Annotated in this window: 14 protein-coding genes; 7 read left to right on the top strand and 7 right to left on the bottom strand. The window is 70.1% G+C overall.

The features are described from left to right. Positions 1 to 37: 37 nt before the first annotated feature. The 6 genes from VF632_RS19295 (at position 38) to VF632_RS19270 (ending at position 4,877) form a co-directional block, all read left to right on the top strand. Positions 38 to 832 (top strand): PhzF family phenazine biosynthesis protein, encoded by a 795-nt coding sequence (locus tag VF632_RS19295; protein WP_349264018.1) that lies wholly within the window; start codon positions 38 to 40, stop codon positions 830 to 832. Next, positions 829 to 1,251 (top strand): RidA family protein, encoded by a 423-nt coding sequence (locus tag VF632_RS19290; RefSeq protein WP_331024570.1) that lies wholly within the window; start codon positions 829 to 831, stop codon positions 1,249 to 1,251. Before VF632_RS19295 ends, VF632_RS19290 begins: the two co-directional genes overlap by 4 nt. A 539-nt stretch (positions 1,252 to 1,790) precedes the next feature. After that, positions 1,791 to 2,117, top strand: coding sequence for a hypothetical protein (locus tag VF632_RS19285; protein ID WP_331024569.1), 327 nt, complete (start codon positions 1,791 to 1,793; stop codon positions 2,115 to 2,117). A gap of 108 nt (positions 2,118 to 2,225) precedes the next feature. Next, complete coding sequence (locus tag VF632_RS19280) at positions 2,226 to 2,693, top strand: hypothetical protein (RefSeq protein ID WP_331024568.1); 468 nt, start codon at positions 2,226 to 2,228, stop codon at positions 2,691 to 2,693. 14 nt (positions 2,694 to 2,707) lie between these two features. Next, the gene (gene dacB / locus VF632_RS19275) at positions 2,708 to 4,144 is read left to right on the top strand and encodes a D-alanyl-D-alanine carboxypeptidase/D-alanyl-D-alanine endopeptidase (protein ID WP_331024567.1); all 1,437 of its coding nucleotides are present in this window, start codon (positions 2,708 to 2,710) and stop codon (positions 4,142 to 4,144) included. A 190-nt stretch (positions 4,145 to 4,334) separates the two neighbouring features. Continuing rightward, a complete protein-coding gene (locus tag VF632_RS19270) occupies positions 4,335 to 4,877 on the top strand; it encodes a YfiT family bacillithiol transferase (protein WP_331024566.1) in 543 nt (180 codons plus the stop codon). Positions 4,878 to 5,331: 454 nt separating this feature from the next. Here the strand turns inward: VF632_RS19270 and VF632_RS19265 are convergent, their stop codons facing one another. From VF632_RS19265 to VF632_RS19235, 7 genes are all read right to left on the bottom strand, one after another. Continuing rightward, the gene (locus tag VF632_RS19265; RefSeq protein WP_331024565.1) at positions 5,332 to 6,936 is read right to left on the bottom strand and encodes an OmpA family protein; all 1,605 of its coding nucleotides are present in this window, start codon (positions 6,934 to 6,936) and stop codon (positions 5,332 to 5,334) included. A gap of 152 nt (positions 6,937 to 7,088) precedes the next feature. After that, positions 7,089 to 7,346, bottom strand: a complete 258-nt coding sequence (locus VF632_RS19260) for a hypothetical protein (protein WP_331024564.1) — start codon at positions 7,344 to 7,346, stop codon at positions 7,089 to 7,091. Positions 7,347 to 7,437: 91 nt separating this feature from the next. Beyond that, entirely contained in the window at positions 7,438 to 8,304 is an 867-nt protein-coding gene (locus VF632_RS19255; protein WP_331024563.1) for a hypothetical protein, read from the bottom strand. Positions 8,305 to 8,577: 273 nt separating this feature from the next. Beyond that, positions 8,578 to 9,603 (bottom strand): hypothetical protein, encoded by a 1,026-nt coding sequence (locus tag VF632_RS19250; RefSeq protein WP_331024562.1) that lies wholly within the window; start codon positions 9,601 to 9,603, stop codon positions 8,578 to 8,580. 236 nt (positions 9,604 to 9,839) lie between these two features. Continuing rightward, entirely contained in the window at positions 9,840 to 10,217 is a 378-nt protein-coding gene (locus VF632_RS19245) for a hypothetical protein (protein ID WP_331024561.1), read from the bottom strand. Next, on the bottom strand, positions 10,217 to 10,594 hold the full coding sequence (locus tag VF632_RS19240) for a hypothetical protein (protein WP_331024560.1): 378 nt from the start codon (positions 10,592 to 10,594) through the stop codon (positions 10,217 to 10,219). Before VF632_RS19240 ends, VF632_RS19245 begins: the two co-directional genes overlap by 1 nt. Positions 10,595 to 10,688: 94 nt before the next feature. Continuing rightward, positions 10,689 to 12,017 carry a hypothetical protein gene (locus VF632_RS19235; protein WP_331024559.1) on the bottom strand — a complete coding sequence of 443 codons (1,329 nt, stop codon included), beginning with the start codon at positions 12,015 to 12,017 and terminating at the stop codon, positions 10,689 to 10,691. A gap of 429 nt (positions 12,018 to 12,446) precedes the next feature. Here VF632_RS19235 and VF632_RS19230 point away from each other — a divergent pair, with 429 nt between their 5' ends. After that, complete coding sequence (locus tag VF632_RS19230) at positions 12,447 to 12,890, top strand: hypothetical protein (RefSeq protein WP_331024558.1); 444 nt, start codon at positions 12,447 to 12,449, stop codon at positions 12,888 to 12,890. Positions 12,891 to 13,513: the final 623 nt, after the last annotated feature.

Genomic DNA, 13,513 nt, shown 5'->3' with positions numbered 1-13,513 from the left:
TGGCGCGCCCGTCGACCCCCCTCACCGCGAGTCGCAGATGCCGCAGCCCATCGTCCAGGTAGACGCCTTCGCCCACCGCCCGTTCACCGGCAATCCCGCCGCCGTCTGCGTCCTGGAGCGGCCGCGGGACGAGGGATGGATGCAGGCCGTGGCGATGGAGATGAACCTGTCGGAAACGGCGTTCCTCGTCCGCCGGGACGATGGATGGGACCTGCGCTGGTTCACCCCCGCGGTCGAAGTGGATCTGTGCGGACACGCCACGTTGGCCAGCGCGCACCTGCTGTGGCAGGACGGTTTGCTTGCGGAGGGCGATCCAGCGCGCTTCCACACCCGCAGCGGCCTGCTGACGGCGCGAAAGGACGGCGAGTGGATTTCGATGGATTTCCCCGCCAAGCCGGCACAGGCCGCCGATGCGCCGGAGCATCTCGCCCGCGCGCTCGGCGTGGAGCCGGTGTACGTAGGACGCAGCCAGTTCGACCTGCTGGTTGAGCTGGAATCCGAAGCCGCTGTGCGCACGTTGGACCCCGACCAGTCGCTGCTGAAGCAGGTGGAGGCGCGCGGGATCATCGTCACGTCGCGTGCGGACGGTGGCGGCTACGATTTCGTGTCGCGTTTCTTCGGCCCGCGCGTAGGCGTGCCGGAAGATCCCGTGACTGGCTCGGCGCACTGCGTCCTCGCGCCGTACTGGGCGCGCAAGCTCGGCCGCGCCGGACTCGTGGGATACCAGGCGTCTGCCCGCGGCGGCACCGTGCGTGTGCGGGTGGATGGCGATCGTGTGGTGCTCGGCGGCCGGGCGGTCACCACGTTGCGCGGCACGCTGGAGGTGGGATGAGCGGCGGGATGACGTCCGAGCAGGTGGGCGGGAAGATGCTGGTTTCCAGCGGTGGACCCTGGGAGGCGCGCGTCGGCTATTCGCGCGCGGTCCGTGTCGGGCCGTGGGTGCACGTGTCCGGCACGACGGCGACGGGTCCGGATGGCGCGATTGTCGGAATCGGCGACGGGTACGAGCAGACGCGCTACACGCTGGAGAAGATCGCGGCTGCCCTGGAGGCCGCCGGCGCGCGCATGGAGGACGTGGTGCGCACCCGGATGTACGTCACCGACATCGCGCGGTGGGAGGAGGTCGGCCGCGCGCACGGCGAGTTCTTCGCCCACGTGCGCCCCGCCGCCACGATGGTGGAGGTAAAGGCGCTGATCGACCCCGACATGCTGGTGGAGATCGAGGCCGAAGCCTACGTGGGCGATCGCTGACGCGGCTCCCGCCCGCGCGCGGCAGCGGCACGGAACTCTGGACCTTCGGCCCTGCTGGGGCGACTGAAGTCGCGGCAACAAAGGCCCGAAGTCCGCCTTCGCGGACTGCGCGCGTAGTCGAGTGCAGCCCGGCAGGCCGGAGCGCGGTTCAGGTCACATCGGGCGTGAGGTGTGGGCAGGCAGGCTCGGCGCGTGGGCCGGGACCCCCCATCCCCAACCCTTCCCCCGCAAACTGCGCGGGGGAAGGGAGCCAGTAGGGTGCGCGAGGCCAGCCGTAGCGCAATCGAATTCGCCTCTCCCCCATGGGGTTTATGGGGGAGAGGCCGGGAGAGGGGGGCGGCCGCGGCATGCGCCAGCGTCAACCGGAGCGCGATTCAGGTTCTCCCCTCTCCCTCGCAGTCTGCGGCGGTCGTGCCGGGGGAGGGGGGCCACCTCGTGCATCCACTCTGGCATCGTTCCTGCCCAGACAGATGTTCCGTCCCTACCGGCCCTTTCCCCGTGGCCGGCGCACGACCCATCACCCCACAGCGATCCTGCGAATGAGACGGGAACCCCGCTCGTCCGCTCGCCACGAAGAGTCGTGGCGCAGCTTCGACACCCGCGCGCGCCGCAAGGTCGACGCGCAGATCCGGGCCGGTGAGCGGCCCTGCTGTCCCCACTGCCAGACCCTCCTGGAAGCACGCCCCACCGCCCGCGTCGCCCGCTACCTGGTGCTCGACGCCACGGGGTACGACCTGGGGTGCCAGGGCTGCCTCCGCTTCCGCTCCATCGTCCGCCACACCGCCCGCTCGCTGCGCTTCGTGCGCATGCGCCGGCTGGTGGCCGCGGTGCAGGCCGCCGGCGCGCCGCGGACCGCGCTGGCCTGAGCGCCGCCGGGGGTGGCACGGGCGTTGCTCCCGTCCGGGGGTTCGGAGCAACGCACGCCAACCGCTTCCCCGCCGCTGCAATGCGGCGGGAACCCCGGGAACTCAGAGATGTCCCTGCACCTGTTCAGCACACCGGTACAGTGCACCCGGTGCGGCACCGTGATGGACGATCCCACGGCCGACCGCTGCACCAACTGCGGAAACCTGCTCAAGGAGCGCCGCACGCCCCGCCGCCTGGCCGGCGTAGAGGCACGCTACGGCAGCCTTCGCGTGCTGCTGAACGCCATCCGCTTCATCGCCGTGCTGGTGCTGCTGCTGGGCGGGCTGGTGTTCTTCGCCACGCTGGGCGACGACGGCCAGAGCCCGGTAGAAACGGGGCTGGTGCTGGTGGGCGCCATCGTGGTGGCCGTCGCCATGCTGGCCCTTGCCGGCATCTTCGTGCTGATGATGGACATGGAAGAAAACACCCGCTCGTCGTTCCGCCTTCAGCAGCTGATCCTGGAGGAGCTCGAGGCGGCCCGCGGGGTGACGCCGGACGAGGCGGACGCGGTTCCGCCGCCGGCGGGGGCCGCTTGACGGTGAAGCGTTCCATGAAGCTGTCCCGTACCGCCGCCGCGCTGGCCCTTGGGCTGGGCGCGGCGGCCGCGTCCATGGCGGGTGGTGCCGTTACGCAGTCGCCCGCCGGGCCCCTGCAGGCCCAGGCCGACGCCATCGTTCCCAACAAGAGCGAGTGGACCATCCTGGCGTGGTCCATCGACCGCAACCAGCCGCTGTTCGCCGTCAACGCCGACCAGACCATGGTCCCGGCCTCCAACAACAAGGTGTTCAGCGCCATCTGGGCGCTGTCTCTGCTGGGGCCGGACTACCGTTTTCCCACCGACCTGCTGATCACCGGGCCCGTTCAGAACGGGGTGCTGCGCGGGGACGTGGTGCTCAAGGGTTCGGGCGACCCGGCGTTCGGCTATCCGTCGTACGACCGCGACGTGATGGCCAGCCCGCGCAAGATGGCCGAGTCGCTCAAGCGGCAGGGCGTCACCGTGGTGGAGGGCGGCGTGATCGCCGATCCGTACATCCACGACCGCCAGAACTTCGGGCCGGCGTGGCCGCTAGATACCGGCAACGGCGCCTCGCGCTACGCACCCACGGTCAGCGGGCTGCCGTTCAACCGCAACATGCTGTGGATCGAGATGCGCCCGGGGCCCGGTGGGCTGGGCTTCGCGCGCATTCCCGAGGTTCCCGAGATCCCGGTGATCAACACGGCGCGGATGGGCGGCGGACGGGCGTACGCGGTGCGCAAGCCGGACGAGGACACCGTGCGCATCCGCGGCGCGGTGGGCGGGCGCGGGCCTCACCGCTTCGGCGTGGGGGCGTACGAGCCGGCGTACCTGGCCGCGGGCGCCATCCGCCAGGCGTTGCGCGAGCAGGGCATCCAGGTGCGCGGCGGCATCCGCATCGCCCCCACGCCCAACGGCGCCGCGCTGGTGCACCGCCACATGAGCATTCCGCTCATCGAGATGGTCAACCAGCTGGGCCGAAAGTCCGACAACTTCTTTGCCGAGCACGTGTGGAAGGCGGCCGTGGCCAAGGCCACGGGGCAGGGCACCTTCGCGGGTGGCGGCGCCGCGTCGGCCGTCTTCTTTCACGACAAGGCCGGGGTTCCCTGGGGGCACCTGTGGCAGGCGGACGGCTCCGGCCTCTCGGCCGAGAACCGCACCAGCGCCTCGGCCATGGTGCGCTCGCTGATCTTTGCCCACAAGCAGCCCTGGTCGCGGCAGTTCCACGAGTCGCTGGCCATGGCCGGCGACCGCAACGGCACCCTGCAGCGGATGTTCAACAACCCTCCGGCAAAGGGAAACCTTCACGCCAAGACGGGTTACATCCGCGCCGTCCGCTCGCTGTCGGGCTACGTGACGACGGCGGGAGGCGAGACGGTGGTGTTCTCGTTCATCTACAACGGCCGCAACACCTCGGGAGCCCGCGGCGTGCAGCTGCAGCTGGGGGACCTGCTGGCGGGCTATCGCCGCTAGCCCGCGCGTTTGAGGGATGATGAAAGGCCGGCGCTGCGCGCCGGCCTTTTTGCATTCCGCCGGTTCTCCGCGAGGTGATCGTCGCTGAACGATGTTCTGCATCAACCCTCTTTCCCCGGTGCGGATCGGCAGAATAGAATGCGGAGGGATGCAGATCGTACAGTTCCACGTTTCGCGGGGGGAGGGGAAGATGACGACAGCGACGGAAACGGCGGATCCACGGTACCCGGTAGGCCGGTACCGCCCGGAGCGGGAGATCGATGCGGACCAGAGAGCGGATTGGATCCAGCAGATCGCCGACGCGCCGGCGCGCTTCCGCCAGGCGGTGGACGGGCTATCGGACGACCAGCTGGACACGCCGTACCGCGACGGCGGCTGGACGGTGCGAGACCTGGTCCATCACCTTCCGGACAGCCACATGAACGCGTACATCCGCGTGAAGCTGGGGCTGACGGAAGAGAGCCCCTCGATCAAGACGTACGACGAGGCGGCCTGGGCAGTGCTGCCCGAGCCAGGGATCACCCCGCCGGAGGTGTCGCTCGCGCTGCTGGATGCGGTTCACGTCCGCTGGGTGAACACCTTGCGCACCATGGGCGAGGGCGACTGGTCCCGAACGATCCAGCATCCCGAGTGGGGCGCCATGCGGCTGGACCAGCTGCTGGGGCTGTACGCCTGGCATGGGCGGCATCACGTGGCGCACGTCACCCGGCTGCGGGAGCGGAACGGCTGGTAGGAGCGGTAAAGCCGCGGAGCCGCATGGACCAGCGGAAAGCCCCGACACGGGACCGCTCGCGCCGTCCCGCCCGGGGCTTCACCTGCACGTGCGCCCAACCTGCCGCCACACCGTACTCCGCAGCGACCGAGGGATGCGCCACACATCCCGGTCGAGCCACACGGCTCTCTCCACACGAGAACAAGCCAGTCCGCGCAGGCGGACTTCGTGTGGTCGTTGCAGCGAATTCATTCGCCCGACGGAGCCGAGGCCCCCGGGATGACAGCAGTCCCCACCAAGCCGAGCCCTCCACGTCGTGACCGCTGCCGCGCCCTGGCTTCAAGGCTTCCTCGGCAAGAGCCTCGCGCCCCGCGAGGGACGGCTTGCGGGCCGGCCCGCCGCGCCTGGGGCTCAGGATGACAGTGACCCCGACGGAGCCGCGGCCTCCAGATGGTGACCGCTGTCGTCTGTACGCTTACAGGCGGATCACCTTGAACTCCACCCGCCGGTTCTGCTGGCGGCCCTCGTCGGTGTCGTTGCTGGCCGAGGGCTGCGCCTCGCCGTAGCCGCGCGACTGCACCCGCCGGGCGGCGATGCCCTTGCCGGCCAGGTACTCGGCGACCGCGCGGGCGCGGGCCTGCGACAGCGTCTGGTTGGCGGCGTCGGCCCCAACGTTGTCGGTGTGGCCGCCGATCTCCACCTCCACCGTGGGGTTGGCGCGCAGGTAGTCCGCCAGGCGGTCCAGCTCCAGCGCGCTTTCCGGGCGCAGGGTGGCGCGGTTCACGTCGAAGAAGATGTTGTTCAGCCGCACCGTGCTTCCCACCTCCAGCGGCACCAGCAGCAGGTCCTGCGTGCGCTCCGCGTATGCGGTGACGGTGGACAGGTCGACGTTCACGTTCTCGGGATAGTAGCGCGGCGCCTCGCCGCGAAACCCGAAGCGCGCGCCCGCCGGCAGGACGATCTGGTACTCGCCGGTCGACGGGTTGCTGCGCGCCACGCCGCGCTGGGTGTTCCCCAGCCCCTCATAGACCACCGACGCGTCCAGCGGCTGCCGCGTGCGCGCATCGAGCACGCGGCCGCGCACCAGCACCACCGGCCGGGGGCGCATGCTTTCCGGCAGGCGCGCGCGAAAGATGTCGGTGCGGCCGTACGAGTCCTCCGCGGAGGTGAAGTAGGCGAAGTCGCCCGCGGCGGGGATCACGAATCCCGCGTCGTTGCTGGGCGTGTTGATGTTCGATCCCAGGTTTTCCGGGCGCGACCAGCGCGTCCACGTCTCGTCCAGCCGCCGGGTGACGAAGATGTCGCGCCCGCCTTCGCCGCCGTGGCCACTGCTGGAGAAGTAGAGCGTCACGCCGTCCGAGGCCAGAAAGGGCGATACGTCGGCCGTGTCGGTGTTGATGGTGGGGCCCAGGTTCACCAGCTCGCCCCATGGGCCGTCGCCCTGGCGGCGGCTCACCCACAGGTCGCGGTCGCCGCGTCCGCCATCCTTCTGGATGGACATCAGCAGCGCCTGCCCGTCTTGCGACAGATAGTAGTTCACGAAGTTGCTGCGGTTCTGCAGGCCGGGGATGCGCACCTCGACAGGCGCGCCCCACCCGTCGCGGGTGCGCGAGGCCAGCGAGAGGCCCTGGCCCGTGACGCCGCCCGCGAGGTACACGCCCGTGAGCAACAGCGTGTTGCCGTCCGGGAGCACCGAGGCCACGGAGTTGGGGCCGGCGGTGTTGAGGGGTGCGCCCAGGTTGCGCGCCGGTCCCCAGTTGCCGTCGGCCTGCAGGGTGGAGAACCAGATGTCGTCCGTGTCTTCCGCGCGGCCCGCGTTATCCGGCGAATTCTTGCGGTCGAAGTACAGGGTGCGCCCGTCCGGCGAGATCTGCGGGGTGATGTCGGCATACGTGCTGTTGATGCACGTACCCAGGTTCTCGCGCCCGCCGTCCTTCATCTGCGGGCCGCTGCAGGCACGGGCGGCGTTTACGGCGCCTGCCGCGCTCGTGGCCAGCTGGGCCGCCTGGGCGCAAGCGCCCAGAGTGGCGGCGGACACGGCGGCGAGGATCGCGCGGAGGTGCGTGGATCGGAGGCTCATGAGTGCTCGGTGTTCACGGGAAAGGAAGTGTGTGGCCCGCGTCGGGGCGGGTGAAGCGATGGATCACGAGTCGTCGCTGTGGACGATGTTGTAGACGCCGTACCCGAGCTGGAGCGGCCACCGCCGCAGCGCGGCCATCATCCGCAGGGCCCTCACGCGGGAAGCCCCCGGGCATTCTCCGCCTGCACGGCGAAGTAGTCGTTGTGGGCCACGTCGCTGGTGGCGCCGTCGACGAAGGCGCGCACGTGCTCCAGCGACTCGCCCTCCCACAGGCACACGCCCACCGAGCCGTCGGCGTTGGGAAAGATGCTGTGGATACGGATGCCCTCGGGAAGGTTGGGCACCGCCCGCGCCGCCCGGTCCCAGAACTCTTCGGGATCGCGCACGGTGTGGGTGCAGACGACGTACATGGCTGCTCCTGGATGTGGGATGGCGCTCCCGGCGGGGGCGCGGCGGAACTGCGAAAGCGGCTCGGTCGCGTGGCCCCCGGGAAGAGCGCAGCTATTTCACGTAGATCGCGATGCCGTACGCGCACGGTTCGCTGCTGCAAGCCGGCATCATCACCCGAAGGCGGTGCTCACCGGCGGTAGACGCGGTAAACGCGAGCATCGGACTGTCGTCATCGGCCACGTCCTCCGCGACGACGGAGGCGTTGGGCGCGAACAGCCGAAGGTCCATGTCGGTGCAGTCGCCGTCGCACACGCCCACGATGAAGTACTGACGCGCACTGAGGCTGATGGGTACGTCCTCGTACGTGCCGTTGTTCAGGGCGCCCCCCACGGGCGTCTGGCTGACGAGCCGGAAGCCGGCCTCCTGGGCGGCCGCGGCGAAGTGGCCGAGCTGCTGCGTGATCACCGCCGGGACCGGCCCGGAGCGGCGGGGAGCCGTTTCCGCCACGCGCGGCGAAGGGGATGCTCCTGCCTGCACCACCCCGCCACCCGGCGCCTCGATGCGGATCGCGTAGCTGCCCGAACCTCCCGTCTGCGTGACGGGCGCCACGCCGGCCACGATCACCATCACCGTCTCGTCCCGCGTGATGTTGTGCGTGTACACCCACTCGAACTCGTCACCCACGGGGTTGCCGCCCACCTCCATGGTCTGCAGCCCGTCCTCGGGCGACTGCATAAACACGGCGGTCATCAGGGGCCGTGTCGCAACGGTGGTCACCGTCAGCCGGCTGCCGGCGCGAACCTGCACGGGGTACTCGTCCGACACCCTTCCCCCGGCGAACTCCTTGTCGCCGGCCTCCAGCCGGCCGCGGATGGTCGGCTGCGCGGCAGCGGGAAGGGCGAAGGCGATCGCCAGCGCGCCTACCCAGGGCATGACGGCGGCGAAGCGCGATTTGACTCGGGATGCTGAGTTCTGCACGATCGTCGGTCCTCGGTTGAAACGTTCTCGTCGGAATGCGGCGAAGGCTCGCGATCAATGGATAACCCGAAGCCGTATCCCACCCGTTCCCCCGCCGTCGCCTCGCCGACCCGGAGACGCCCGCCACCGCCGGCCAAGGCCATGGTGCAAGGCGGCCCGAGGATCAGAGGGGCATGGCATGGCAACACAAGGATCGGCTCCGGATGAGGATGGGATGGGCGCGAGGTCGTTCCGGGCGTTGATGAACCGGCTAGCAGCCGCCAAGGGACCGGGCTACCGGGGCGTCGGCGGGGAGTCGTCATCGTCGTCCGCCGGGGCGGCGTCGCGGGACGTGGGGCGCCGCGCGGGGGGGCGCACGCTGCGCGCGGCGCGGTGCACCGTCACGGCGAAGTGGCACGGTTCGGCCCGGCACCCCTGCATGCGCAGCTGCACGCGCTGGGGGGCGCCGCTGCCGGCCGGCAACTCGATCTCGGCCTCGCCGTCTGCGCCGGCCGCGTCGGCCCAGCGTCCGCCGGCGCCGGAGACGGCCACCTCCATACGGTCGCAGTCCCGGTCGCACGCGGCCAGCAGCGTGTACGGCACGCCCGCGTCCAGCAGCAGCGACGTTTCGCCCTGCTGGCTGGCGCGGAGCGAGCCGGTCCACACGCGGTGCGAGGGTGCGCCCACCCCGAGCTCGTCGGCCGCACGGCGCAGGGCGCGCATGACGTACACCTCGTCGCGATTCAGCATTCCCAGCGGGTCGCCGGTGTCCGCGCCGGGCGCTCGCCGGCTCCCGCCGCCCTCGAGCCGGCGGAACGAGATGGTGTTGGGATTGGTGGAGGCGTAGAACCCCGGGCAGATCTGCGTTCGGTAGCTGGACACGACCACATACCCGTCCAGCCGGGGCGTGAACGCGGCGCACGCCGTTATCGTGTCGCCGGGAACGCGACGCACGTGGACGTTGGGATCGTTGGAGGCGTAGAACCCGGGGCAATGCTGCGCCCGGTAGGCGGCCACCACTACGTGCTCGGGGAGCGAGGCGGGATAAGCGCTGCACGTGCTCACCGTGTCGCCCGGGACGCGGATGCGCAGCGTGTTTGGATTGTTGGACGCGTGGAACCCTGGGCACTGCTGGGCGCGCCAGGCCGCCACGACCACGTACCCCTCCGGCACGGGCTGCTCTGCACAGATGTCGAGCTGCCGCTGCGCCGCGACCGGCGCCGGGCGGGCTGCCAGCGCCAGCGCCCCGGCCAGAAGAACGAGGACGCGGCACAGGAACAGTGGCCGGAACAGGTGGAGGGCGGTGAGAACTCCATTCATCGGATGCACCGGGTGGGTGGTGGTGGCACGGCGCGTGGACGAACGCGCCGTGAATCCATTGCGGAGCACTGATTTGCGAGGCCCGACGCCACGAGAAGCTGAATGAGCACGCTGGGAGAGATGCCCCGCCGCGCTCCCGCAACTGGCCTCGACCGCCGCATGCACACCGGCATGTTCGGCGGATGGGAGGGGTGCAGCCGGGATTACCGCCTGCCCCCTGTTCCCGATTCCTGCGATCAGTCCGCCCGGTAGAAGAACTGGCGAATGATCCCGCCCCAGAAGGAGGCCGCCCCGAGCACGCCGATGAAGGTGCCGAATCCGCCTCCGCCTTCCTCCCCCTCGGAGTACGCCAGGTACATGACGCCAAGGCCGCTGGCGATCAGGGCCGCATTCCCCAAGGTCGACTTGCCGCTGCCCACCCCCGCTCTCGACATCGCCCCGGCAAGCTCGTCGTTTGGGATCGGAGCGGCGCGGACGGCATGCTCCTGGATTGGCGCAACTGCCGGGGGCGCGGCACTCAGGTCGTAGTGAGGGCGGTGCTGCGCGCTCGACGGGCCGGCCAGGAGGACGAGAGCAGCAGCGACGGTGTACGGGCGGTGCGTTCGAATGTTCATCAGAGACATCCGCAGAAGGAAAGTACGCCGAGCGCGGTTACGCCGATTCCGGTGTAGCGGAGGATCGCGCCTGGGAACCCGATGGAGGACTCCAGCTCGCGCCCACCCGCGGTCAGCCCGATGCCCAGGCCCAGCAGAAGCACGGCCTGCCCCACCTTGGAGGGCCCGGCTGCACCCGCATCGGCCAGGCTTGGCGAAAGCGTCACCTGCGACACCGCCGGCAAGGGCGTGGACGTAAAGTACGGCACCGAACGGAGCGGTCCGGCCAGCGGTGCCGCCGCAGCCATGCCCTGCTGCGCGAAAGCAGGCGCGCCTGCCACGGCTACGAGCATTACGGCACAGGCGAGACGCACCGCCCTGCCTCTCAACATCTTCATCGGGTCCTGTTCCTGGTTGAAGTGGCGGTCTACTCCGAGTGAGGCGACCGCGGATGATCCTCCGGAGCGCAGAACACGCTTCGGCCGAGTGGGGCTACCAGGACCGAGCCGGCGAAACATCGAGTGTGGCCACGTCCTGCTGGGCGGCCGCGGTGGCCGCCAGACGCTCCGTGCGCCCGGCCATGGGGAGCGCGGACCGGCGCGCGGACTCGATGACGAGGGTGTAGCTGCCGCCTTCACCCGCGCTGAGCGCGTTGGCCCGGATGAGGATCGGCCCGTCTGCGGTGGCGGTGTACTCCACCCGCGAGTTGGTGCCGCCGCCGCCGTCGTCGTCCATCACCAGATCGGCGGCGTCTTCGCGCCCGCTCACTCCCAGCACGGTGTCGAACTCGTCGGATTCCATTCGCACCACGATCCGCTCGCCGCGGCGGGCGGTGTAGGTGTAGTGGTCGTACCACGATCCGTCGTCCATCGTCGCATCCCCCCGTGCCAACTCGCCGCGCACCGCCTGGCCCGCTCGCAGCCCCTGGATCGGGGCGGCGGGCTGCTCCGGCTCGCTTGCCGCCCGCTCGTCCCCGCCGGTGGAGTAAACCTCCAGCGAGTAGCTGCCAGTCTCACCGGCCGAGAGCGTGTTGACGCGGATCGTGACGGGGCCGTCCTGGTCCGCGACGTACTCCACCAGGGAGTTGGTCCCGCCGCCGCCGTCATCGTCGCTCACCACGTTCTCCAGCGTGCCGTCGCCAATCCGCCGGCCGACGTGCAGAAAGGCGTCGAAATCGTCCGACGTGAGACCCGCGACCAGCTTCTCGCCCCGCCGCGCCTGGTAGGTGTAGTCCTGGAAGTGCGAGTCGTCCGCCAGCTTGCCGCTAGCCGACGTCAACTCCCCTTGCACCGTCTGCCCGGACCGGATGGACGAGCCGCCCGCCGCATCAGGTGCGGGCCGCGGTGCCGGGGCGTTCGCCGGACGTTCGGAGCGCAGGGTGAAGGAGTAGTCGCCCGTGGACCCGCGGCGGCCCAGGGATACGTTGCTTTCCACCTGGATCAGGATGCGCCCCGCCGCCGGCACCGTCCCCGTGGCGGTGAGGGTGCGACCGCGCCGTCCTCGCTGCTCCACCACGTCCTTGCTCCCCCCGCCCCTCCACTGGGTGGTCGCGGTGATCGACGGATCGATCCGCCGCGACTCGACGACGAACGTCAGGCGCTCGCCCGCGACCGCCTCGTAGAAGAAGGAGTCGAAGGGCCGGCCGGTGCACGGATCCGTGCCGTTGTACCGGTCGCCTGGAAGCGTGGCATCCTCGCGGGCGAGCGACCCACGGATCGTCTGACCGGCGGTGAGTGTGGGCGCGGGCGTGTCCTTGGTCCCGCACGCCTGCGCGTGCGCGGGCTGGGCCACGGCAACAACCAGGAGCGTGAGGGCCGACATGCACGACAATCCGGTGCGGAATGTTTTGCGAACGTGATGGCGCGGGGACAGGCTACGCAGCGCATTGCTGCGGCGGTTCCAGAACTGGGGCCGGTTGCGCATTACATGGTTGCAGCTGATGTACATCAGGGCTCCCGGGGAGGAGGGTGTACTCGGATAGATAATGCAGTGGGGTATCTCAACCGTATCCTGGCCGTATCCTGGCAATATGAGCCGTCGTCCAGCGTTCCAGGACGGCGGACCGCATCACCTGGCGGCGCGTTCGCCCTCGCCCGCCCGCGGCCGGAGCGGGGGCTGCGCACCCGGAGCCCCGCTGGTTGCACGTGCAAACCGGCGCTGCTACTAATGGCCAAAGGTAGGGAGGTCCCAACTGCTCGACGCGACTTGCGCATGGCGTGGCATGCGCCGAAAGGACGGTGGCACGGGGGTATGTTCGACATCACGTTCATCCAGTCGAAGATCGAAAGTCTGCGCGAGTTCCTTGGGCCTGGCGCGGTGGGTCTTCGAGGGCGAATCGTGCTCGGGGGCTACTCCGAGGAATTCGTCGCTCTCATCGGGACGTGGGGACGCGCCGATTACGAGCGGCACTGGCGTGAAGCTGCGACCCGCCTGGTCGCCGGTGCGGACCGCACTGCCTTCTTCACCTCGGCGTTCGAGACCCGCTGGACGATGTGGCGGCAGGGGGACAGGATCGTCGTGCAGGAGCATTTCCTCTCCACGTCCGGGTTCCCCGAGCCGTTCGATCCCGACGACCTCTACACGTACATCCGCGACTTGCCCGCTGACCCGGCGGAGCGAAGGGTGTCCGAGTGGATGATCGACATCGATGCCGTTCGAGACTTCCTGCGCCGCCGCGCCGGGGAGTGCTGGTAATCCCGAGCCGCGTCCGGGCCTTCGAGAGAGGGGTGTGGTGTGAGACGTGATGCCGAGGCGGTGCCGCAGGCGCCGCCCTCCGCCCGGTTCGTTTGCCGCGCATGTGGAGTGGTGCTTACCACCCTGGTCCACCGGGTGGAGGACGCTGCGGCGCTCGGATCCGGGAAGCTGGAGCCGCTCGTGCCGGAAGGGACGTACTGGCGGGTTTCGCCGGGCCACCTGCCAACGAGCATGGAAGGTGTGGCGGTGGACTTCACTGGCTGCTACGCGATCCGCTCCGACGTCCTGGTCGGCGTCGGCGAACACCCGGATCCTGCCCGGTGGAGCGGTTGCTGCGGACCGAGTGGGGCCCGCGGACCGAACCGCACGTGCCGCTGCGGCCGGGCGGTGGCTACCGAGCGCTCGGACTGCATGTGGCCGGCCGCGGTGTACCTGGACCCCCGGGCCGTCTACCCGGCGGAGCCGGGAGGCCGAACGAACCACCGCCACGACGGGTGAACCTGCATTTTCGGATGAATACGAAGGCGGCGTATCCTGGCTCACCCCAGCGTCGCTTGGCGTTGCGAGCGGTGCGCCAGTCCTCGTATGTTGGACTAACCTTGTGTTTGCCCCTCCGAAGCCGC

The organism is Longimicrobium sp. (assembly GCF_036388275.1).
GTDB lineage: Bacteria > Gemmatimonadota > Gemmatimonadetes > Longimicrobiales > Longimicrobiaceae > Longimicrobium.
This window is presented reverse-complemented; position numbering and strand designations above follow the sequence as displayed.